Here is a 22,529-nt window from a genome sequence, read left to right as displayed (position 1 = left end):
GGACCGCTCAGCCGTGGTCGCGGATGCGGCTGAGGAAGCGGCGGGTCCGGTCCTGCTGCGGGTCGCCGATCACCTGGGCGCTGGTGCCCTGCTCGACGATGACGCCGCCGTCGAGGAACAGGACCTGGTCGGCGACCTGCTGGGCGAAGCGGATCTCGTGGGTGACGATCACCATCGTCCAGCCCTCGGCGGCGAGGTCCTTGATCACCGCGAGCACTTCGCCCACCAGTTCCGGGTCCAGCGCGGAGGTCGGCTCGTCGAACAGCACCGCCCGCGGCTTCAACGCCAGGGCCCGCGCGATGCCGACGCGCTGCTGCTGCCCGCCGGAGAGCTGGAACGGGTAGGCGTCGGCGCGGTCGCCGAGCCCCACCTGATCGAGCAGCGTCCGGGCGTCGGCGACGGCCTCCTCCCGCGGGCGCCGCTGCGCCACGACGGGACCCTCGACGACGTTCTCCAGGACCGTGCGGTGCGGGAAGAGGTTGTGGGCCTGGAAGACCATGCCGCTCTGCGCCCGCAACCGCGCGCTCTCCTTGCGACCGGCCTTGCCGGCGGGCAGCCGGGCGAAGTCGATCTCGACGTCGTCGATGCCGATGACTCCGGCCTCGGGCGTCTCCAGGACGTTGAGCGAACGCAGCACGGTCGTCTTGCCCGAGCCCGACGGTCCCAGCAGGACCGTCGAAGTCCCCCGCCGCGCCTCGAAGTCGATGCCGCGCAGGACGTGCTGGTCGCCGAAGGACTTCTCCAGGCCGTGCACCCGGACGCGGGCGGGCTCGGCGGGCTGCGCTGTGGTGTCGGTCATCGGGCCACGTACCTGTCCAGTCGGGTTTCCAGTCGTTTCTGCCCGGCGGAGAGCGCCACGCAGATCACCCAGTAGTACAGCCCGGCGAAGGCGTACAGGGCGAGGAACTCGTTGCTCTCGGCGGCGGCGAGCTGGGACTGCCGGAACAGTTCCGTCAGCAGCACCACCGATCCGAGCGAGGTGTCCTTCAGCAGTGACAGCAACGTGTTCGACAGCGGTGGCACCGCCGTCCGCGTCGCCTGCGGCAGGATGATCCGGCGCAGCGTCTGCCGGTAGTCGAGCCCGATCGTGGCCGCCGCCTCGAACTGCCCCTTCGGCACCGCGAGGATCGCCGAGCGCACGACCTCCGCCGCGTACCCGGCGACGTTGAGGCTGAACGCGATCACGGCGGCGGTGAACGGCGGGAACTTCACCCCGAGCTGCGGCAGCCCGTAGAAGACGATGAACAGTTGCAGCAGCAGCGGGGTGCCGCGGATGATCGAGATGAACGCGCGGGCCAGTCCGGACAGGACCTTGTACGGCGAGATCCGCGCGAGGGCCACGAGCAGCGCGAGCGAGAGCCCGATCGCGAAGCTCAGCACTGTGAGCGGGATCGTCACCTGGACGAGGCCGACGAACATCGGCCACGCCGTGCTGCGCAGCACGTCCCAGGTGCTGCGGTGACCGCGCCCCTCGGACAGGTCGGCCTCACCACCGTCGGGCACCGAGACGTCGGCCTTGAAGTACTTCTCCGAGATGCTCTTGAGCGTCCCGTCGGCCTTGAGCTCGGCGATCGCCCGGTTCCCCTGGTCGAGCAGGGCCTGATCGGTCTTGCGGAAGGTGAGGACCTGCTCGCTGGTCTCGGCACCGGCGTTGCCCGCGATCTCCACGTCGGTGGAACCGGTGCTGGCCAGGTAGTCGAGCACGGCGATGTTGTCGTTGACGATCGCGTCGACCCGACCCTGGGTGAGCAGCGCCGCCGCCTGCGCGAAGCCCTCGACGGCTTCGACGTTCGCGCCCGCGTCCTTGGCGACCTGGGCCCAGTTGCTGGTGCTCGACTGCGCGGTCGTCTTGCCGCGGAGGTCTTCGAGCGTCTTGATGCCCTCGTCGCCGGTGCGGCGGATGATCACGCCGCGCGAGTACGTGTACGGCTCGGACAGGTCGTACTTGGCGGCGCGTTCCTCGTTGACGGAGACCTGGTTGGCGATGACGTCGATCCGCCCGGCGTCGAGCGCGGGGAAGATCGCGTCCCACTGGGTCTCGACGAATTCGAGGTCCCACCCGGCCTTGTCGGCGACCGCCTTGATCACGTCGATGTCGTAGCCGGTGAGTTCCTGCGTCCCCGGATCGTGGAACGAGAAGGGCGGATAGGTCCCTTCGGTGCCGACCCGGACCACGGGCCGTTCGGGCTCCTGCGCCGAGGCCGCGCTCGCGAGCGCGGGCAGGGCCACCACCATCAGCAGGAACAGCACCGCGCACCTGAGCGCATGCCGCATCGGAGAATCCCCTCACCTTCCACAGTGCCCGGAAGCGGCACCGCGCAGCCGAGCATAGGGGGAATCGGCGCTCGGCACTTCAAGATCCACATCGCGGGAACGCGCAGGTGGTGGCACTGCGGCGCGGCCTCAGACCGACGCGGGTTCCCGCGTCCGCTTGCGCTCCAGGCGGTCGAACAAGGTGAGCAGCGGCGTCGCCATGATCGTCGTGACCAGGGCGACGACCACGAGCACGCTGAACAGCTGCGGCGTCACGATGCCCGCCGCGAGCCCCACGTTGATCGCGATGAGCTGCATCAGCCCGCGCGCGTTCATCAGCGCGCCGACGCGGAGGGCGACCGAGCTCGGCTCCCCCGCCAGCCGCGCGGCGGCCCAGCAGGCACCGAGCTTGCCCACGATCGCCACGAGCACCGCGCCCGCCGTGAACAGCAGCAGCCCCGGATCCAGCAGCAGCGCCATGTTCGTGTTCAGCCCCGAATAGGTGAAGAACAGCGGCAGGAACAGCGTGCTCACCGGCTTCATCGCGTGCACCGCGCCGTCGACGGCCGCCGAGCGCGGCAGCACCACTCCGAGGCTGAACGCGCCGAACACGGCGTAGAGCCCGATCTTGTCCGTGTACCAGGCCGCCAGGAACAGCACCACGACCACCGCCATCAGCAAGTGCTCCGGGTTGAGCCGCCGCACCGCGCGGTCGGCCCGGTCTCCGGCGCGGACGATCGCGACGAGCACCACGACGAACACCGCGCTGCCGCCCGCGGCGACCGCGAACGGGCCGATGCTGGCGGCGCTGATGCTCAGCACCCCGGCCAGCAGCACCCACGCGACCGCGTCGTCCAACGCGCCGCACGCCAGCGACAGCGATCCGAACCGGGTGCCGGACAGGCCGCGCTCGGTGATGATCCGGGCCAGCATCGGGAACGCGGTGATCGCCAGCGTGACGCCCACGAACAGCGCCGAGACCAGCAGCGGCACTCCCGGCGGGAACATGCCCGCGGTGTCGGCGGCGATCCAGGTCAGCGCGATCCCCAGCACCAGCGGGGTGATCACCCCGGCCACCGACACCAGCGACGCGGGCCGCGCGACCTGGCGCAACCGGTCCACGCGGAACTCGTAGCCCGCTTGGAACATGAACACGACCAGCCCGATCTGCCCCACCACGTACAGCACCGGCCGCAACGCGTCCGGGAACACGGCCTGCTCCACGGCGGGCGCGATCCAGCCGAGCAGGGACGGGCCGAGCACCACCCCCGCCACCATCTCCCCCACCACCGGAGGCTGCCCGAAGGCCCGCAGCAGACGTCCGACCAACCGGCAGCTGACCAGGATGACGATCGCAGCCAAGAAGAACGCCGGCGCGAGTTCAGTAGGGGACAAGGTGCTTCCTCCGCAGGAGAGGGGCGCGCCGACGCGCGCCGACCGGCGATTCCGTGCTGCTACAGGAATTTCAAAACGTCGAAGACCGCCAACATCCCCACCCGTTCCAGGTGGGCACCGTCCTTGGTCCTTGTCTTGTCAGCGAGCGAAGCCGCTGAGCAGCGACCAGCTAGAGCAAGCCGACCACCCGCGGGTTCTCAGCGTTCTTCTCGCGAGGACAGCTTTTTCCCTCGTGGCGGAGCCACTTGGGAAAAAGATCCCGCAGCGAGAAGAACGCTGAGGTTCCGCCACCCAACCCCTACGCAGGCCGATGCGCGGGACACCCCGGAGGCGGCTCGAAGTAGCGACCGGCGAGGCGTTGGCTGCGGGCGTCGAGCACCATCCAGGTTCCCAGCACCAGCTGTCGCAGGCTGCGCTCGACGTCCTCCCACCGGTCGCGCACGCGCAGGAAGCCGAGCACCGCCGCGGTCGCCCGCTCCGGCGCTCCCCTGCGCACCAGCAGGCACGGCCCGCGCGAGGGCAGCGACCGGGTGTGGCGCACGCTGGAGTCGAGCCGGAACCGGCGCAGCACCTCCCCCGCCACCGCGCGCATCACCAGCGGCGACAACCGCCACGCCGGGCAGGGCCGGTTCGCGGCGATGCCGAACGGGATGTGCGGCACGTCCTTGGCGGAGAGCTCCGCCCAGCGGGACGGGTCGAACACCTCCGGGTCCTGGTGGCCGCTCGCGTGGTACTCGGGATAGCTGAAGCACAGCACCGATCCGCGCGGCAGCGTGGTGCGCTCGTCCACGTCGATGTCGCCGGTGGTGATGCGGTGCGCGATCCCGAACAGCGGGAACACCCGCAGCGTCTCGTCGAGGACGTGGGAGAAGTAGCGCTCGTCGGACGGGTTAGCCGCGAGCCGGCGCTGCACGTCGTGGTGCTGGGCGAGCACCAGCAGCAGGTGCGCCATCGCTTCCGAGAGCTGCACGACCGAGGTGTTGAAGAACGTGCCCTGCAGGTAGTGCACCTGCTCGGTGGTGTCCAGAGTGGACGGCAGCTCGTGCACCACGTCCCCGGCTTCGACGCGGGCCCGCAGGTAGCGGGTGAGCCGGGCGCGGCGTCCGGGGTGGCGCAGGCCGGTGCACTTGAGCGCGTCGACGACGTCGGTGGCGTTGCCGACGATGAGGTCCCGCGCGGGCCGCGGGCAGGGTTCGCCGAAGACGAGCTCGTAGTTGAACTCGGCCCAGATCGGCATCATCAGGTCCCGCAGCCGCACGGCGGTCACGTCCCGCCGGACCTGCTCGTCGAGCACCGCCGCCGCGCACCGGGCGGCGGTCGCCGCCAGCGATGCGCTGCTCCCGGCGAGGAAGCGCTGGGTGGTGCGGGCGACGTCGTCGTAGCGCGGGCCCGCCTCGAGGTGCTCCTGGTGCACTTCGGGGCCGGGCGAGAGCCAGTACCAGAACAGGTCGGAGAGCCCGGCGCCTTCGCTGCGCCCGCCCGCGTTGGGGTGCGAGTAGATCTCGCGGAACTTCTCGGGCCCGAACCGCTCGTCGGGCAAGGTGATCGCGTTGTCGCCGTTGACGAGTTCGAAGACCTTGCCGCGCAGCGCCACCACGCGCCGCGGCAACCAGCGCGGCGCGGTCAGCACCGCGGCCGCGGCCAGCACGGGGATCACCTTCACCAGCCACCTCCGAAACCCCGGCGCACCACCAGGTCGCGGGTCAGGTCGCCGCAGCGGCGCCCGCCGCACAGCGCCAGCGCCTGGTCGAACTCGTCGCGCAGCCGCTCCAGCACGTCTCGCACGCCCTTCTCCCCGTCGGCGGCGAGCCCCCACACCACGGGCCTGCCGACGCCGACGGCGGTGGCGCCGAGGGCGAGCGCCACGGCCACGTCGGTGCCGCGGCGCACCCCGCCGTCCAGCAGCAGCGGGATCGCGCCGCCGACGGCGTTCGTGATGTGCGGCAGCACCTCGATGGGCGCGGGCGTCGCGTCCAGCTGCCGCCCGCCGTGGTTGGACACGATGATCCCGTCCACGCCGAGACCGACCGCGAGGTGCGCGTCGTCGGGATGCAGGATTCCCTTGAGCAGCACCGGCAACCGGGTCATGGCCCGCAGCGATTCCACGTGCCGCCAGGAGATCTCCGGGGACATCTCGATGTCGCGGGTGTCTTCGGCGGGGCCGCCGGGCAGGCCGCGCATGTTCTCCGCCGCGTACCCGTCGGGCAGGTCGTGGAACCCGTTGCGCCGGTCCCGCTCGTGCCGGCCGAACACCGGCGAGTCCACGGTCACCACCAGCGCCGAGCAGCCCGCGCGTTCGGCGCGTTCGACGAGCGCGGCGGTGACCTGCTGATCGGGTTGCAGGTAGAGCTGGAACCACACCGGCGCCTCGGCGCGCACCTGGTGGGCTGCCGCGACGACCTCGTCGATGGCGACCGTCGAGGCCATGCTGGAGATGAGCACGGTGCCCGCCGCGGCGGCGGCTCGGGCCGTGGCGAGTTCCCCCTCGGGGTGGGCGAGGCGGTGGAACGCGGTCGGCGCCACCATGATCGGCAGCGCGTCCGGCGCGCCGGGCAGGCGCACCGCCAGGTCCCGGTTCGCCCCGCCTCGCAGCACCCGGGGAAGCAGCGCCAGCCGCGCGAAGGAGTTCTCGTTGTCCGCCAGGGCGCGTTCGTCGCCCGCGCCGCCCGCGAAGTAGTCGTAGGCGACCGGGTCGAGCACTTCTTTCGCGCGGTCGTGCTGTTCGGCGAACCCGTTCATCACGCGCCCGCCGGAACCGTCAGCCTGCCGCGCAGGAACTCGCGCAGCGGCGCGCGGTGCACCTGCTCGCCGTCCCACTCGTTCTCGAGGTTCTCGGTGATGTGGTGCTCGGCGAGCAGTTCCCCGCCCCGGAAGTGGCGCACCACCGGGTGCAGGTACCGGCCGTCGAGCCCGGCGGTGTCCTGCTGGGACACCCGGCCGGCGGTGACGTCGAACGGGTTGATCCGGTCGTGGTCCTCGCCGTACTCCAAGGTGATCGTCAGGTACGACTCGACGTCGCCGAACGCACCGTCGCCCGCCGCGTCGTGCAGGTGGTCGACCGGGACCTCCTCGGCGTAGCGCGGGCCATCCGGTCCCAGCAGCACGGCGTCACCGAGGAAGCCGAACAGCTGCCACAGCGCGGAGGTGCGGTTGACCCGCTCGATCACGGCGTCGGTCACGGCTTCCGGTGTCGCGGCGAGCGGGCGCACCGGCCAGGCCACGCCGTGCTCGCGGTGCTCCAGGATGCGGTGCAGCGCGCGGACCCCGTAGCGGAATCCGTGGATGAATCCGCTCGTCGACTTCTTGAAGTCGAGTACCTGGGTGATCGTGCCCGCGAAGTGCAGTCCCGGCACGTTCGTCGATTCCCAAGAACTGTCCTGCGCCGGGAACCGGTCGTTGACGGTGAGTTCCGGGCGGCATTCCGGCGCGAACATCGACGCGTCGAACCGGAATCCGGTGGCTAGGATGACCCGGTCGTAGCGGATTTCCTTCACGACTTCGTCGACGCGTTCGAAGCTCACCCGCACGAGCAGGCCGTCGCCGTCCCGCCGGATGCTCAGAATGCGACCGTCCAGCACCGCGTTCTGCGATTTCAGCTGGTAGGTGTCCAGGAAGTTGTTGTTCACCGCGCGCAGGTGCCCGACGAAGTGCGTCTGCCAGGCCAGCTTCAGCGATCCCGACCCCGCCACGTGGATGACGGACGCGTTCTCGATGAGGTTGTCGGCGGTTTCGAAGGCCGAGTTGCCGCGGCCGATGATGAGCACCCGCTGCCCGGTGAAGTCCGCGGGGTCGACCGACACCTCGGTGTAGGGCTCGGCGAGCTCGACGCCCTCGATCTCGGGGACGTTCGGCCGGGTCACCCCGGTCGCGACGATCACCCGCTTCGCCCGGTAGGTGTTCCCGTGCTGGTCACGGGCCAGGAAGTCGTCCGGCTTGGTGATCTCGACGATGCGGGTGCCGAAGTGGACGACCAGTCCGTGGGCGGCGGCGAAGTCGGCCAGGTAGCGCACGTAGTCGTCGGCGGCGGGGAAGTAGCGCGGCGTGTACTCGGTGAACAGCGGCGCGTTCTCCTCCGACAGCAGCGAGTTCCAGTCGGTGCGCAGGTTCAGCTCGGGATCGTCCGTGCCGGTGTGCACCTTGTTGATGGAGATGAGCTGCCGGTGCCGCGGGTACTCGGTGAAGAACGTTCCGGGGGATTCCCCTGATTCTAAGATCGCATAATTGCGACCGGCGCGTTGCAGGAAATATCCCGCTTGCAATCCGGCGGGACCGCCACCGATAACGAGATAATCAAGCGAGTAGTCTTCGGCCACGGGTTCGTTCGCCTCCGGACTGGGCGGGAAGTTTCTTACTTGAAGCTTAAAACACTACCCCGGAGTAGTTGTTGGTGATGCACATCACACGTGCACCATGTGGTTGAACCACTGTTTCGATGATAGAGATCCACGTGCCGGGACCGCTCGTTCGAAACCGATGAGCCATGCGCCCGAAAACGTTCGACTATTCGACGGAAAGCGGTAAAAATGGGAGCAGCGAATCCCGCAGGTGATCATCACCACGAAGATCGGGCACAACCTTTTCCGCAAGCACTGCTCGACGCGCTCGGCGCCGACCCGCTCACCCCCGCGTTCGAGCAGGACGGTCGCGTCCTCGTCCGCGGCGAACTGCTGGAGCTCGTCGGCCGGTGCACCGCGGGGCTGCGCGCCGCCGGGCTCGGCAACCGCAGCGGAGTCGCGATCGCCACCGCCGTCAGCGCCGAGGGCTTCGCCGCGCAGCTCGCCGCGCACGTGCTCGGCTGCCGCGTCGTCGTGCTGCGGCCCGGCCTCACCCCGCAGCAGCTCGCCCACATCCTCGACCAGGACATCGACGCCGTCGTCACCGACGACCCCACCACCCGGCTGCGCACCGCCGCGGGCGGGGCGACCGTGCTCACGATCGGCCCGGACCTGCTGCGCGACCAGGAAACACCCGTGGCGCGCGGCGAACTCGACGACCCGGCGATCATCACGTTCACCAGCGGCAGCACCGGAACACCGAAGGGGACGGTGTTCGACTACCGCGCCCTCACCCGGCACTGGTCCTGGCAGCTGCCGGAGTGGACCGACGAGACCGCGCGGCTCGCCGCGAACTACCGCCGCTTCCTGCTGTTCGGCACGCTCAGCAGCGCCGTGGTGCAGGAACACCTCGCGCTGTGCCTGAACTCCGGCGGCACCGCGGTGATCCCCACCGGCACGCCGGAATTCCCGGACGTGCTCGCGGAACTGTCGATCACGGCCTGCCTGCTCACCGTGGCTCGGCTGCACCAGATCCTCGACGACCTCTCCGAGCGCGACGTGGACCTGAGCGCGGCGCGGATGCTGCTGGTCGCCGGGTCACCGCTGGAACCGCACCGGCTCGCGCAGGCGCACGCGCGGATCGGCTCCGCGGTGCACCTGGGCTACGGGCAGACCGAACTCGGCATGATCAGCCTGCTCTCCGCCGACGACATCGCGGCCCACCCCGCGGCGGCGCACTCCGTCGGGCGCCCGCGCGACGGCGTGGAACTGGAGATCCGCGACGACACGGGCGCACCCGTGCCCATCGGCGCGGACGGCGAAGTGTGGGTGCGGGTGCCGAACGCCCTGTCCGGGTACTGGCGCGCACCGGAGGAGACCGCCGCCGTGCTGCACGACGGCCGGGTCCGCACCCGCGACCTCGGCCACCTCGACCACGACGGATTCCTGCACCTCACCGGGCGCACCCGCGACGTGATCATGGTGAACGCGGTGCTGCACTACGCGGGCCCGATCGAACGCGTCCTCGCCTCGCACCCCGACGTCGATCAGGCCTACGTGGCCGGAGCTCCCGACGCCCGCACCGGGGAGGCCGTCCACGCCTACCTGGTCGCCGCCGGCGCGCGGAACCCGGACCACGAATCGTTGCGCGCGCTGGTGGCCGCCGAACTCGGCGCGGGCGCGGTGCCCGCCACCATCACCGTGCTGCCCGAGGTGCCGCTGACACCGGCGGGCAAACCGGACAAGAACGCGCTGCTGGCCCTGCGCACCATCCCGGCTCCGCGCTGACCCCGCAGCCGACCGGCGGTGCCGCCGGGTCCTCCGCAGCGGCGCCGCCGGTTCGCGCCCGGACCGGATCTCGAGCAGCCGAACGAGAAAAGCGACGGATCTTATGTCCGACCATCCAGCACTGCGAACGAATGTCCAATATTCGCCACGGCTGTATCGGGAGAAAGGTGAACCGGCCGTGAACCCGGCCGAACGCATCGGCCGACGCACTATCCAGCCCCACCACCGGACCATATGATCATGCCGATCTTATCGGCGCGATCGGAAGGCTCTGCTGCGATGGGAACACTGGAGACCGACAGAACGCGGAAGAACCCCCGGCGGTTCGGGAAGTCCTCGTTCGCGTTCCGCGCGATGGTCGGGACGGCCGTGCTGTTCATCGGCCTGCCGCCCGCCGCGGCCCTGGCCGACCCGCCGCAGGCGCTGCCGGGCAGCGCCACCGACGCCGACGCGAAATGGCAGCCCGCATTCGATTACGACGGTGACGGCTGCTACCCCACTCCGGCGATCGGACCGGACGGAACGCTCGCTCCCGGACTGGAACCGTCCGGCGCGCTCAACGGCAATTGCCACGACAAGTCCGACCTGGACAACACCAATTCCTACGTGCGCACCAAATGCGACAACGACTGGTGCGCGTACATGTACGACCTGTACTTCGAGAAGGACCAGGCCCTCGACGGCGTGCACGACGCGTTCGGGCACCGCCACGACATCGAGCACGTCGTGGTGTGGGTGAACGAAGACCAGGCCAAGTACGTCTCCACCTCGGCGCACGGCGACTTCTCCACCTACCCCGCGTCGGACGTCGGCTTCGAGGACACCCACGCGAAGATCGTCTACCACAAAGACGGTGCCAGCACGCACTGCTTCCGCCTGGCGAAGACGGACGAGGAGCCGGAGAACGACTACGGCACCTGGCAGTACCCCGACCTGGTCAGCTGGGACAACTACCCCGAAGGCATCCGGGACAAGCTGACCGGCGCCGACTTCGGCAGCGCCAGCCTCGGCATCAAGGACGGCAGCTTCGAGGACAACCTCGCCAAGGCCAAACCCTCCGACATCGAATTCAACCCGGGGGCCTGAGTCCGGCCTGCCTGGGTGGTCCGGTGGCGGAACCTCAGTTGCTTCCTCGCTGCGGGATCTTTCCCAAGTGGCTCCGCCACGAGGGAAAAAGCTGTCCTCGCGAGGAAGCAACTGAGAACCCGCGGGTGGTCGTTCTGCTTTGGTGGTCACTGCTCAGCGGCTTCGCCGCTGACAAGACAATGACCGCGACCGCGCTCACCTGGAGCGACTAGAGCAGTCGGTCGTTGGTGGTTTTCCCTTGGTAGGGCGGAAAGCGGTGCGGTTCCGGGGTCGAGCCGCACCGCTTTTCACTGGTCGGGGCAGGGGCGGTGGTTCGGGGCCAGGTCGGCGAGGTTTCGGGTCCTCGTCCGGCGGTCGGACGGTTGGGGGCGGGCTCGGTCGGTCCAGTTGCGCTGCGCCCAGGTCGCCAGGGCCGCCGCGAGGGTGAAGGCCACCGCGGATTCGATCAGCAGCGCGATCCACACCAGTGCCATCGTCGGTTCCTCTCCAGCCGCCCGAGACGGGCGCCGTTCGCTTTCGGGTCCGCCCGCCGGATGGGCGGGGGCATCGTCGTGGCATTCATCGTGGGCCTGCGGCGGAGCCGGGACGAGTGGCCCGATGGCCAACATGTGCAAGGATCGGGCCATGGGTGCTCATCGCCGTCCGGGCCGGTGCCGCGTCGCGGTGCTGGTGCGACCGGGGCTGCTGCCGATGGAGCTGGGCTTCGTGCACCAGCTGTTCTCACTCGCCCGCGATCCCGCCGGGGAACCGCTGTACGAGGTGGTGACCTGCGCGGTGCACCCGGGCGAGCTGCGCACCACCACCGACTTCGCCGTGCGCGTCGAGCACGGGCCGGAGGTGCTCGCGGCGGCCGACATCGTGTTCGTGCCCGCCGCCGACGAGGACTACGCGCCGCGAACCGAGCCGCATCCCGAACTGCTCGCCGCGCTCGCGCGGATTCCCGAGCACGCGCGGATCGCCTCGATCTGCACCGGAGCGTTCGTGCTCGCGGGGGCGGGCCTGCTCGACGGCAGGACCGCGACCACGCACTGGAACGCGGCCGAACGGTTCCGGCGGGCGTTCCCGGAGGTGGAGCTCGACCCGTCGGTGCTCTACGTCGACGAAGGTCCGGTGCTGACCTCGGCCGGCGAGGCGGCGGGCATCGACCTGTGCCTGCACATGATCCGGCAGGAGCACGGCGCGACGGTCGCCAACGACGTGGCCCGCAGCGCCGTCGTGCCCGCGCACCGCGACGGCGGGCAGGCGCAGTTCATCCGGCGCGCGGTGCCGGAGCCGCGCAGTTCCTCCACCGGCCGGGCGCGCGCGTGGGCGCTGGAGAACCTGCACCGGGCGCTGCCGCTGCGGGAACTCGCCGACCTGGAATCGATGAGCGTGCGCACCTTCACCCGGCGGTTCCGCGACGAGACGGGACTGTCACCGGTGCAGTGGCTCACCGGGCAGCGCGTCGAACGGGCGCGGCAGCTGCTGGAGGAGACCGACCTGCCGGTCGACCAGGTGGCGGCGGATTCCGGGTTCGGGACGGCGGCCTCGATGCGCCAGCACCTGCGCGCCCGGCTCGGCCTCTCCCCCAGCACGTACCGCAGCACCTTCCAACCGGGTCGGCTCGGCGACGCCGAGTCCGCCTGATCCCGCTACCACCGGCGGCGAATCCCCTGCGGCAGCAGGAATCGCGCACCTGATCCCGGTGGCCGGAACGCTAATTCCCCAGCGCCGCTACGACTTCCGGCGCGTCAGAACGCGGGTACGCCGCCCCAGACGGTGCTCAGCACGTCCCGGGTGAGGACGTCGCCCGGCGGCCCCGCCGCGAGCAGGCGGCCGTCGCGCAGCACCAGGCAGTGATCGGCCTCGCGCGCTTCGGCGAAGTCGTGGGTGACCTGCACGACCGTGGTGCCGCAGGACCGCTCCTGGTCGAGCGCCGCGGTGATGTACCGCTGCGCGGCGACGTCCAGCCCGGCCGCCGGTTCGTCCAGCAGCAGCAATCCCGCCCGCTGCGCCAAGCCCTGCGCGACGAGCGCTCGCTGCCGCTGACCGCCGGACAGCGCGCCCAGCGAGCGATCCGCCAGGTCGGCCACGCCGAGCCGTTCGAGGCAGTCCGCCACGACCTCCCGGTCCCGCTTCGACAACCGGCGCCACGGTCCGGTGCTCGCCCACCGCCCCATCTCGACGGCGGCGCGCACCGTCAGCGGCAGCGCGTCCGACACCGAGGTGCGCTGCGCGACCAGCGCGGGCCCCGCCGAACCGGGCCGCCGCACGGTGCCGGACAGGACCGGGAGGACTCCGGCGAGCACGCCCAGCAACGTCGACTTCCCGGAGCCGTTCGGCCCCACCACCGCGGTCCGGCGCCCGGCCGGGAACTCGGCGGTGACGTCGTGCAGCACGGGGTGCCTGCGGTATCCGGCGCAGACCCCGCGCAGGGCGGCGGGGCGGTCGTCGGTGGTCACGTCGTCGGTGATGGCTCTCACGACGCTCACCCTACAACGAAAATCATTTTCACTATAGGGTGATCTGTCATGGATTGGTTATTCGTCCCTTTTGAGGTCTCCTTCGTGCAGCGCGCGCTGTGGGCCGGGGTGCTGGTCTCGCTGATCTGCGCGCTCGCGGGGACCTGGGTCGTGCTGCGCGGCATGGCCTTCCTCGGGGACGCCATGTCGCACGGGATGCTGCCGGGAGTGGCGCTGGCCGCGCTGCTCGGCGGGGACCTGCTGCTCGGCGCGGCGCTGAGCGCGGGCGTGATGGCCTTCGGCGTGACCGCGCTCGGGCGCTCGCAGCGGTTGTCGCGGGACACGAGCATCGGCCTGCTGTTCGTCGGGATGCTGTCGGCCGGCGTGATCATCGTGTCGCACTCGCAGTCGTTCGCCGTCGACCTCACCGGCTTCCTGTTCGGCGACGTGCTCGCGGTGACCGCGCCGGAACTGGGGAAGCTGGCCGCAGCGCTCGCGGTGGCGGTGATCGTCTCGCTCGCGGGACACCGGGCGTTCGTGGCGCTCTCGTTCGACCCGCGCAAAGCCCGCACCCTCGGACTGCGCCCCGGCCTGGCGAACGCGCTGCTGCTCGGGCTGGTGACGCTCGCGATCGTCGCCTCGTTCCGCATCGTCGGCACGCTGCTGGTGTTCGGCCTGCTCATCGCCCCGCCCGCGGCGGCCGTGCTGTGGGCCAAGCGCATCCCGGTGGTGATGGCGGCAGCCGCGGTGCTCGGCATGGCCGCCACCGCGATCGGACTGCTCGTCTCCTGGCACTGGGGGACCGCCGCCGGAGCGACCATCGCCGCCACCGCCGTCGTCCTGTTCTTCCTGTCCGCCCTCGGCGCCGAACTGCGCGACCGGGTCCGGGCAGTCCCGGAGAAGACCAACACGGAAGTCGAGCACGCACTGTGAGAAGTCCTTTCAGAACGACCTGCGTAGCTGGTCGCTCAGCGGAACCTCAGCGGCTTCCTCGCTGCGGGATCGATTTCTCATGTAGCTCCCTACACCACGAAATCGCTGTCCTCGCGAACGAAGCCGCTGAGAACCCGCCGGTGGTCGGCCTGCTCTAGCCGGTCACTGCTCAGCGGCTCCCCCGCTGACAAGACAACGACCAAAAGATCATTCTGAAAGGGCCCCTGTGAGACAGATGAAATCCGCCGCGTTCGCCCTCGCGCTCGTCGCGCTGGCCGCCACCGCCTGCGGCTCCCCCGGCGGCGAAGCCGCCCCGCCACCGGACGTGCCGCACGGCTACGTCGAAGGTGCCGAGGAAGCCGCCGAAGCCCAATCCCGCCTCGTCGTCGCCGACGGCGACACCGGCGCGGTGCGGGTGCTCGACCTGATCACCGAGGAGGTCGTGGAGCTCGGGGCGGTACCGGGCGTCCAGGACATCACCGACGACGGCCGCTACGCCTACCTGACCGGGGACGGCGGCACCCGCGTCGTGGACAGCGGCTCGTGGATGGTGGACCACGGCGACCACGTGCACTACTACCGCGCCGACATCCATGAGGTCGGCGACCTCCCCGGCCGCACCTCCGGCGCGCACAACGACACCGGCGTCGCCGTCGTGTCCACTTCGGACGGTTCGGCGACGCTGTTCGACCGGGCCGCGCTCGACGGCGGCACCCTCACCGAGGTCGGCCGCGCCGAGCTCGCGCCGGGCACCGCCGCCGTCCCCTACGAGACGCACGTGCTGACCGCCGCCCCCGACGGCGCGGTGCGAGTGCTCGACCGGGAGGGCCGGGTCACCGGCACCGTCGAGCCGTCCTGCCCGCGGCCGAGCGGCGAGGCGCTCACCCGGCGCGGAGTCGTGTTCGGCTGCGCCGACGGCGCGCTGCTCGTCTCCGAGGACGGCGGCGCCTTCCGCGGCGAGAAGATCCCGTACCCGCGCCCGGTCGGCGAGGACGAACGCGCCCGCGAGTTCCAGCAGCGCCCCGGCAGCGCCACCCTCGCCGCGAAGGCGGGCGAGCACGGCACGTGGTCGCTGGACCTCTCGGACCGGAAGTGGACGCACGTCGAGACGGGTCCCGTCGTGGCCGTCAACGCGGTCGGCGAGGGCGGCCCGCTGCTCGCGCTCACCGCGGACGGCGTGCTGCACGCCCACGACGCCGAAACCGGTGCCGTCACGGCGAAAACCCGCATCACCGAACGTCCCGTCGACACCTCGGAGCCGCTGCCGGTGATCCGGATCGACACGACCCGCGCCTACGTCAACGACGTCGACGCCGGAACGATCCACGAGATCGACTACAACGATTCGCTGCGCCTGGCCCGCGAATTCCGGCTCGGCGGCAAGGCCTCGCACCTCGCGGAGACCGGGCGATGAGCCGGCGGATCACCGCGGCGCTCGCCGCGACCGCGGCGGCGGTGCTGCTCGTGCTCACCGGCTGCTCCGGCGGCGGGCCGCAGCGCGCCCAGGTGGTGGTGACCACCAACATCCTCGGCGACATCACCCGCAACGTCCTCGGCGACCAGGCCCAGGTGTCGGTGCTGATGCGGCCCGGTGCGGATCCGCACTCGTTCGGCATCTCCGCCCAGCAGGCCGCGGAGTTCGAACTCGCCGACCTCGTCGTCCACAACGGACTCGGGCTGGAGGAGGGCGTGCTGCGCCACGTCCGGGCCGCGGGGTCCGCCGGGGTCGCGACGCTGCCGGTGGGCGAACGGGTCGACCCGATCCGCTACACCAGCGACGAATCGCGCGGCCAGGCCGACCCGCACTTCTGGACCGACCCGCGCCGCGTCGCCGCCGCCGTCGACGTCATCGCGCAGCAGGTAGTCGAGCACGTCGACGGGGTCGACCCGGCGGTCGTGCGGGCCAACGCCGCGCGCTACCGGGGCGAGGTGGCGGCGCTCGACACCGCCACCGCCGAGCGGTTCGCCGCCATCCCCGCGCAGCGGCGCAAGCTCGTCACCAACCACCACGTGTTCGGCTACCTCGCGCAGCGCTACGACTTCGAGGTCATCGGCGCGGTCATCCCCAGCGGGACGACGCTGGCCTCCCCCAGCGCCTCCGACCTGGCCGGACTCGCCGGAGCCGTGCGGCAGGCGGGAGTGCGGGCGGTGTTCGCCGACTCCTCGCAACCCGACCGGCTCGCCCGCGCGCTCGCCGACCAGGCCGGGCTCGACGTGCGGGTGGTGCCGCTGTTCTCCGAATCGCTGAGCCCGCCCGGCGAGGGCGCCGGCACCTACCTGGAGATGACCCGGTCCAACGCCGACGCCATCGCCACCGGCCTCGGCGGATGACCCCGCCGAACACCGGAACCGCTCGACGGCACAAGAGAAGAGGAACATCCATGCCCACCACGAGGACAGCCGCCAAGACCGGCGTCGCGCTCGCCACCGCCGCGCTCGCGCTCAGCGCCTGCGCGTCACCCGAACCGCAGCCGCAGGCCGCACCCACCGGACCCGCCGTGGCGGAACCGGTGGTCGCCACCTACGACGGCGGCATCTGGGTGCTCGACGGCCGCACCCTCCAGGTCGCCGCCGACATCCCGCTGGACGGCTTCAACCGCCTCAACCCGGCGGGCGACGACGAGCACGTGGTCGTGTCCACCTCCGACGGGTTCCAGCTGCTCGACGCCGCGCACCCCGCGCTGACCGACGTCACGTTCCCCGGCGCCAAGCCCGGTCACGTCGTGCGCCACGCCGGGCGCACCGTGCTGTTCAGCGACGGCACCGGCGAGGTCACCTCCTTCGACCCGAAGGAGCTCGGCGACGGGAAACCCGCCACCGAGCAGCACAAGACCGCCGAGCCGCACCACGGCGTCGCCGTCGAACTCGCCGGTGGCGAACTGCTCACCACACTCGGCAACGAGGACGAGCGCGTCGGCATCGTGGTGCTCGACGAGAACCGCGACGAGATCGCGCGCAACGAGGACTGCCCCGGCGTGCACGGCGAAGCCGCCGCCCAGGGCGACGCGATCGTGGTCGGCTGCGAGAACGGCGCGGTCGTCTACCGGGACGGCGCCATCACGAAGGTCACCAGCCCGACCGAGTACGGCCGCATCGGCAACCAGGCCGGCTCCGAGCACTCCCCGATCGTGCTCGGCGACTACAAGGTGGACGAGGACGCCGAACTGGAGCGCCCCGAGCAGGTCTCGCTGATCGACACCACGACCGGGAAGCTGCGGCTGGTCGACCTCGGCACCAGCTACACCTTCCGCTCGCTGGCGCGCGGGCCGCAGGGCGAGGCCCTCGTGCTCGGCACCGACGGCGGTCTGCGCGTCATCGACCCGGCCAGCGGACGCATCGTGAACACCATCCCCGTCACCGGCTCCTGGCAGGAACCGCTGGAGTGGCAGCAGCCGCGTCCCGCGCTGTTCGTGCGCGGCGGCACCGCCTACGTCACCGACCCGAACCGCAAGGAGATCCACGCGGTCGACCTGGCGACCGGCGAGAAGACCGCCACCGGCACCCTGCCCGCCGCCCCGAACGAACTCAGCGGCGTCGTGTCCTGACCTCCCGGCCCCGCCGCCCGGATCGTGCGATGCGGGCGGCGGTCGCCGAGTTGCTGACATATGCGTGGTGGCTAATGTGATGGGGACCGCGAGGTTGCTCCACCTGGCGGTGCCGACCGACCGAAACGCAGCAGCGAGGTTCCTCATGACGACGGCTCACGCCCAGCACGCCGACCACCCGCACGCGCACGGGCCGGACTGCGGGCACACCGCGGTGCCGCACGGTGACCACACCGACTATGCGCACGACGGTCACCTGCATCGGGCCCACGACGACCACTACGACGAATGCGAACCGTCGGAGCACGTCGCCCACGACGGGCATTCCCACGAGCACGGGGCGGACTGCGGCCACACCGCCGTGCAGCACGGCGACCACACCGACTACCTGCACGACGGCCACCGCCACGCCGCCCACGGCGATCATTACGACGAGCACTGAGCACTGAACCCATCCGGCCGGTCGAGTTCGCTCGATCGGCCGGATTCTTCGTGTCCACCCCGTTTGGGCCGTTCAGGTGCTTCGTGCCATTCCCCCGACCTCCCGCGATCGAATTCGGCAAGATTCCCCGTGGAGCCGGAGAAACGGCTCCACGGCGCAGGAATCCGCCGCTGGGGGACCTACACCGCAGGGGGAATCATGAGCAGGACGACGCGGCGCATCGCCGCTTCGCTGGTGACGGTGGCAGCCGCGAGCATGCTGTCGTTGGCGGCGGCCGGACCCGCGCAGGCGACCGCGAAGGGGTGCGCCGCCTACCTCCACGACCAGGGGTACACCGTGGGACCGAAGGTGGAGAACGCCTGTTCGCTGGGTTCGCAGGGCGGCGGATCGCAGGCTTTCAAGAAGTGCTTGCACGACCTCCTCACCATCGAGGTGAGCAGGCCGCATGCCGAACTCGCCTGCAAGATCGCGGGCGATCCGAACACCGCCTGACGCCGCAGGCCCACGAGCCCGCAGCTACCCCTCCGGGCTCGCCAGGCGCAGATCGGTGCCCTCCGCCCGGATTCCCTCCGCGGCGGCGTCGGCCAGGGCTGCGTCGGTGATCACCTCGTCGAAGGCGGTCAGCGGCGCGACCTTGTAGCGGCCGAACACGCCGTACTTCGAAGAACCCGCCACCAGCAAGGACTTCGACGCGGCCGCCATCGCGGCGTGCTTGACCTCCACCTTGCGCTCCGACGGCGTGGTGACCCCGCGCAGCAGGTCCCAGGAACTCGCGCTCACGAACGCCACGTCCAGCGCCAGCTGCCGCAACGTCAACGCCGCCAGCCGCCCGACGCTGGAGCGGTTCGCGGGTTCGACGAGGCCGCCGAGGTGGATCACGTCGAGGTGGGTGGCCGGCAACAACCGCTCCACGGCGGTGAAATCGTTGGTGACCACGGTGAGTTCGGCGTGCTCCACCAGCAGCGGGATCATCGTGAGCATCGTGGTGCCCGCGTCGAGGTAGACCGTCATGCCGTCGCGGACGTGGCGGGCGGCGTCCCGCGCCATCGCCTGCTTCTCGGGCTGCTCGGTCACCGACTTCGCCTGGAACGTCGGCTCGGCGTGCACCTGGCTGGCGATGCGCGCGCCGCCGGGCACCGAGAACACCAGGCCCTGGCGTTCCAGTTCGGCGAGGTCGCGGCGCACCGTCATGTGCGAGATGCCGAACAGCTGGGTGATCTGCTGGACGCTGAGCACCCCTTCCCGCCGCAGGTGCTTGACCAGCTGCTCGCGGCGCTGATCAGGAATGAGCGGCGGGTTCTCCGACGCGTCCATGCCCCACTCCCCGTTCGTCGCGAACCGATCGCTCCCATTGTCGCCACCGCCCACCGGCGGCTTCCCGGAGCCCACCGCTGCCCGTTCAGGTGAACACCTCCTCCGCCCACGTTCACGGGCGGAGGAGGCGTTCACGTCAGGAGACGAGGGCGCTGAGCAGCAGCACGCCGCCGAGGCTCAACAGCGACTGCAAGGAGAGCATCAGCGTCCAGGTCCGGAAGGTCTGCGACACGCTGAGCTGGAAGTACTCCTTGAACAGCCAGAACCCGGAGTCGTTGACGTGCGAGAGCATCACGGCACCGGACGCGGTCGCCAGCACCAGCAGTTCCGGCGACAACCCGGGGTACGCCGCGACCAGCGGAGCCACGATGCCCGTCGCGGCGGCGGTGGCGACCGTCGCCGAACCGAGGCAGATCCGCAGCAGCGCGGCCACGGTCCACGCCAGCAGCAGCGGCGGCACCGCCCAGTCGACGGCGTACTGCGTGATCAGCTTGTCGACCTCGGTGGCCGACAGCATCTCCTTGAGTCCTCCGCCAGCGCCGAGGATCAGGATGATCGCGCCGACGGGCCCGAGGCCCTTCGCGGCCATCTTCTGCAACTTCGCGAACCCGAACCCGGATCGCACGCCCAGCGCGAAGAACGCGAACACGACCGCCGCCAGCAGCGACAGCACCGGCGTGTCGCACGCCTCGAACAGCACGTTCGCCCAGGTGCCCGGCGCGGTCATCGAAGTGCCGAGGGTGCCGATGAGCATCAGGCCCGCCGGGAGCACCACGGTGATCAGCGCCAGCACCAGCGACACGGGACGGCGCAGTTCTCCCTCGGCGGGACCGGGGTCGGGCACCGGGCTCTTGTCCAGGTCGGGCGCGGGGCCGAACCAGCGGGCCAGCAGCGGCGTCAGCACCGGGCCGCAGATGATCGCCGCCGGGATGGCGATGACCAGGCCGAAGAAGATGGTCATCCCGGTGTTGGCGTCGTAGGCGGCGACCGCCAGCGTCGGCGCCGGGTGCGGCGGCAGCAGGCCGTGCGAGACGTAGAGCCCGGCCGCCATCGGCAGCCCGACGAACAGCAGGTGCGAGCCGGTCCGCTTGGCCACCGCGTACACCAGCGGCACCAGCATCACGAAGCTGACGTCGAACAGGTGCGGCATGCCGATCAGCAGCGCGGCGGCGGCGATCGCCGCGGGGATCCACTTCACGGGGCGGGTGCCGATGAACGCGGTCGCGATCCGGTCCGCTCCACCGGATCCGAGCAGGATGCCGCCGAGGATGGTGCCCAGGCCGATGACGGGCCCGGTGTCGCTGAGGGCGTCGCCGAATCCGGTCTGGAAGTGCTCGGCGGTCTCGCCGGGCGCGATGCCGTTGGCGAAGCCGAGCCCGAGCGCGGCGATCATCAGCGCCAGGAACGGGTGCAGCTTCATCTTCGTGATCAGCACGATCAGGACGACGATCGCACCTGCCGCCAGCAGCAGCGGGGTGAGCTCGGCGCTCATCAGGCGACCTCCCTAGCCCACTCGCCGCCCAGGTTCCAGGCCTCGACGAGCGCCGGGTCCGGGTTCGCCAGGTCGGACAGGGTGATCAGTTCTCCGGCGGCGACGTCGCGGCCCAGCTCGGCGTGCGCGGCGAGGTACAGCGGAGCGACGTCGGCGGGGGCGTCCTCGTCGCGCAGCAGGACGGCCTGCACGCCGGTGACGTCGTGGTGGTGCCCGCCCATGTCGAGCACGGTGCCGGCGGCGAGGTCGCGCTGGGCGCGTCCGGCGAGCACCGCGTGCCTGCCCGGCGGTGCGGCGTCCGGCGTCCGGCCGTGCGCGGCGATGGCGAGCAGCGTCGCCGGGGTCTCGACGCCCATCAGGTGGTACGGGAGGTAGACGGTCGCGTAGCGCCCGTCCTCGCTCACCACGTGGCCCTTCTCGGCGAGGATGCGCCAGGTCTCGGCGTCGTTGGTGCGCAGCACCACGAACTCGCCACCGGCGAACGAGGCCTCGTCGGGCAGGCGCAGCGCGCTGAACACGTCGACCGCGCCGGTCTCGTGCAGCACGCCGCCGTGCTCGCGCAGCGAGTAGATGTCGGCGAGCTCCGCGATCCGCGCGACCGGGTAGTGCAGCCGTTCCACGTCGGGCCGGAAGCCGGTGTTGTTGGCGACGACGGCCATTTCGCAGTAGTCGGCGGTCGCGCCGGTGGGCAGTGCGGCGACGGCGTCCGCGCGGGCCGCGAGGGTGCCGCGCACGTCCTCGCCGAGGGTGAGCAGCTCGCCGATCGCCGGAGCGGGCACGGTCCGGTCGAGCTGGGTCACCGTGCCGGTCGCCGGGTCGAAGACCAGGTCGTACTCGCTGGACTTGCCGATGGCCACGACGTCCATGCCCAGCAGCCGCGCCCAGTCGAGCAACCGGATGAGGTTGCCGGGCTGGTCGCCTTCGGCGGGGGCGTAGACGACGTCGTTGTCCGCGGCCAGCCTCGCCAGGTGCAGGCCGGCGACGGAGTCGACCTCCTTGCTGACCATGGCGACGTGCCTGCCCGCGGTGAGCGCGGCGCGGGCCATCGCGTAGCCGTGGGCGGGGCTGCCGGTGGCTTCGACGAGCACGTCCCACTGCCCGGCGCCGAGCAGTTCCTGGTCGGCGACGAGCGCGATGTGCCCGGCGGCGGTGGCCGCGGCGGTCTGCTCGGCGTCGGTGCAGGTGCGCAGCCGTTCGGGCGCGTAGCCCAGTTCGAGGCACAGCGCGTGCAGCCGGGGCACGTCCACGTCGCACAGCACGGCCGGGGCCAGCGCGGGGATCAGCAGGGTCTGCGCCAGCAGGGTGCGGGCGAATCCGCCTGCCGCTCCGGAGAGCGCGTAGCCGACGGGCCTGCCGCCGGTGCCCGGTGGGCGTGGCTGCACGTTCATGGGTCTCCTCGTTGAGTCCTCGCGTCGTTGAGCGCTGGCTCGGTGGCGCGATGGCCGATCCGGTCAAGTCCGACATCACACGGTTTAACAGAACATATTCACAGGTTCACATCAGAGTCAAGCGTGCTAACATTTTTTCACGGAGGCGGATCGGCTCGTCCTCTTCCCCCGACGAGGA

At 71.0% G+C, this 22,529-nt stretch carries 20 protein-coding genes; 9 read left to right on the top strand and 11 right to left on the bottom strand.

Annotation, left to right across the window (positions count from 1 at the left end):
• Window positions 1-7: 7 nt before the first annotated feature.
• From BJ969_RS09970 to BJ969_RS09945, 6 genes are all read right to left on the bottom strand, one after another.
• Entirely contained in the window at window positions 8-799 is a 792-nt protein-coding gene (locus BJ969_RS09970) for an amino acid ABC transporter ATP-binding protein (protein WP_184478662.1), read from the bottom strand.
• Window positions 796-2,274, bottom strand: a complete 1,479-nt coding sequence (locus tag BJ969_RS09965) for an ABC transporter substrate-binding protein/permease (protein ID WP_184478661.1) — start codon at window positions 2,272-2,274, stop codon at window positions 796-798. Before BJ969_RS09965 ends, BJ969_RS09970 begins: the two co-directional genes overlap by 4 nt.
• 129 nt (window positions 2,275-2,403) lie before the next feature.
• A complete protein-coding gene (locus BJ969_RS09960; protein ID WP_184478660.1) occupies window positions 2,404-3,648 on the bottom strand; it encodes a cation:proton antiporter in 1,245 nt (414 codons plus the stop codon).
• Between the two features lie 298 nt (window positions 3,649-3,946).
• Complete coding sequence (locus tag BJ969_RS09955; RefSeq protein WP_343071319.1) at window positions 3,947-5,311, bottom strand: cytochrome P450; 1,365 nt, start codon at window positions 5,309-5,311, stop codon at window positions 3,947-3,949.
• The gene (locus BJ969_RS09950; RefSeq protein ID WP_184478659.1) at window positions 5,308-6,387 is read right to left on the bottom strand and encodes an alpha-hydroxy acid oxidase; all 1,080 of its coding nucleotides are present in this window, start codon (window positions 6,385-6,387) and stop codon (window positions 5,308-5,310) included. The genes BJ969_RS09955 and BJ969_RS09950 overlap by 4 nt, the downstream gene beginning before the upstream one ends.
• Complete coding sequence (locus BJ969_RS09945) at window positions 6,387-7,961, bottom strand: NAD(P)-binding domain-containing protein (RefSeq protein ID WP_184478658.1); 1,575 nt, start codon at window positions 7,959-7,961, stop codon at window positions 6,387-6,389. Before BJ969_RS09945 ends, BJ969_RS09950 begins: the two co-directional genes overlap by 1 nt.
• A 210-nt stretch (window positions 7,962-8,171) precedes the next feature.
• On the opposite strand from BJ969_RS09945, the gene BJ969_RS09940 reads away from it, so the two are divergent.
• Both BJ969_RS09940 and BJ969_RS09935 read left to right on the top strand, forming a co-directional pair.
• The gene (locus tag BJ969_RS09940; RefSeq protein WP_184478657.1) at window positions 8,172-9,710 is read left to right on the top strand and encodes a class I adenylate-forming enzyme family protein; all 1,539 of its coding nucleotides are present in this window, start codon (window positions 8,172-8,174) and stop codon (window positions 9,708-9,710) included.
• Between the two features lie 354 nt (window positions 9,711-10,064).
• Window positions 10,065-10,796: an NPP1 family protein gene (locus tag BJ969_RS09935; protein ID WP_184485074.1), complete on the top strand. Its 732-nt coding sequence runs from the start codon at window positions 10,065-10,067 to the stop codon at window positions 10,794-10,796.
• A 287-nt stretch (window positions 10,797-11,083) separates the two neighbouring features.
• Here BJ969_RS09935 and BJ969_RS09930 read toward each other — a convergent pair whose 3' ends face one another.
• Window positions 11,084-11,269: a hypothetical protein gene (locus tag BJ969_RS09930; protein ID WP_184478656.1), complete on the bottom strand. Its 186-nt coding sequence runs from the start codon at window positions 11,267-11,269 to the stop codon at window positions 11,084-11,086.
• Between the two features lie 124 nt (window positions 11,270-11,393).
• Between BJ969_RS09930 and BJ969_RS09925 the strand changes: the two genes are divergently transcribed.
• Window positions 11,394-12,422, top strand: a complete 1,029-nt coding sequence (locus tag BJ969_RS09925) for a GlxA family transcriptional regulator (RefSeq protein ID WP_184478655.1) — start codon at window positions 11,394-11,396, stop codon at window positions 12,420-12,422.
• Window positions 12,423-12,526: 104 nt separating this feature from the next.
• Here BJ969_RS09925 and aztA read toward each other — a convergent pair whose 3' ends face one another.
• A complete protein-coding gene (gene aztA / locus BJ969_RS09920) occupies window positions 12,527-13,258 on the bottom strand; it encodes a zinc ABC transporter ATP-binding protein AztA (RefSeq protein ID WP_343071318.1) in 732 nt (243 codons plus the stop codon).
• Window positions 13,259-13,306: 48 nt separating this feature from the next.
• On the opposite strand from aztA, the gene aztB reads away from it, so the two are divergent.
• The 6 genes from aztB (at window position 13,307) to BJ969_RS09890 (ending at window position 18,649) form a co-directional block, all read left to right on the top strand.
• Window positions 13,307-14,170: a zinc ABC transporter permease AztB gene (gene aztB, locus BJ969_RS09915; protein ID WP_184478654.1), complete on the top strand. Its 864-nt coding sequence runs from the start codon at window positions 13,307-13,309 to the stop codon at window positions 14,168-14,170.
• A gap of 235 nt (window positions 14,171-14,405) precedes the next feature.
• Window positions 14,406-15,584, top strand: a complete 1,179-nt coding sequence (locus tag BJ969_RS09910; RefSeq protein ID WP_184478653.1) for a hypothetical protein — start codon at window positions 14,406-14,408, stop codon at window positions 15,582-15,584.
• Entirely contained in the window at window positions 15,581-16,501 is a 921-nt protein-coding gene (gene aztC / locus BJ969_RS09905; protein ID WP_184478652.1) for a zinc ABC transporter substrate-binding protein AztC, read from the top strand. The genes BJ969_RS09910 and aztC overlap by 4 nt, the downstream gene beginning before the upstream one ends.
• A 50-nt stretch (window positions 16,502-16,551) precedes the next feature.
• The gene (aztD, locus tag BJ969_RS09900) at window positions 16,552-17,715 is read left to right on the top strand and encodes a zinc metallochaperone AztD (protein ID WP_184478651.1); all 1,164 of its coding nucleotides are present in this window, start codon (window positions 16,552-16,554) and stop codon (window positions 17,713-17,715) included.
• A 145-nt stretch (window positions 17,716-17,860) separates the two neighbouring features.
• On the top strand, window positions 17,861-18,157 hold the full coding sequence (locus tag BJ969_RS09895; protein WP_184478650.1) for a hypothetical protein: 297 nt from the start codon (window positions 17,861-17,863) through the stop codon (window positions 18,155-18,157).
• Between the two features lie 198 nt (window positions 18,158-18,355).
• Window positions 18,356-18,649 (top strand): hypothetical protein, encoded by a 294-nt coding sequence (locus BJ969_RS09890; RefSeq protein WP_184478649.1) that lies wholly within the window; start codon window positions 18,356-18,358, stop codon window positions 18,647-18,649.
• A gap of 24 nt (window positions 18,650-18,673) precedes the next feature.
• Here BJ969_RS09890 and BJ969_RS09885 read toward each other — a convergent pair whose 3' ends face one another.
• The 3 genes from BJ969_RS09885 to BJ969_RS09875 form a co-directional block, all read right to left on the bottom strand.
• Window positions 18,674-19,471, bottom strand: coding sequence for a DeoR/GlpR family DNA-binding transcription regulator (locus BJ969_RS09885; RefSeq protein ID WP_184478648.1), 798 nt, complete (start codon window positions 19,469-19,471; stop codon window positions 18,674-18,676).
• Window positions 19,472-19,607: 136 nt separating this feature from the next.
• Window positions 19,608-20,963 carry a GntT/GntP/DsdX family permease gene (locus BJ969_RS09880; RefSeq protein WP_184478647.1) on the bottom strand — a complete coding sequence of 452 codons (1,356 nt, stop codon included), beginning with the start codon at window positions 20,961-20,963 and terminating at the stop codon, window positions 19,608-19,610.
• Window positions 20,963-22,351, bottom strand: coding sequence for a homoserine dehydrogenase (locus tag BJ969_RS09875; RefSeq protein ID WP_184478646.1), 1,389 nt, complete (start codon window positions 22,349-22,351; stop codon window positions 20,963-20,965). Before BJ969_RS09875 ends, BJ969_RS09880 begins: the two co-directional genes overlap by 1 nt.
• Window positions 22,352-22,529: the final 178 nt, after the last annotated feature.

It is taken from the genome of Saccharopolyspora gloriosae (assembly GCF_014203325.1).
Lineage (GTDB): Bacteria > Actinomycetota > Actinomycetes > Mycobacteriales > Pseudonocardiaceae > Saccharopolyspora_C > Saccharopolyspora_C gloriosae.
This window is presented reverse-complemented; position numbering and strand designations above follow the sequence as displayed.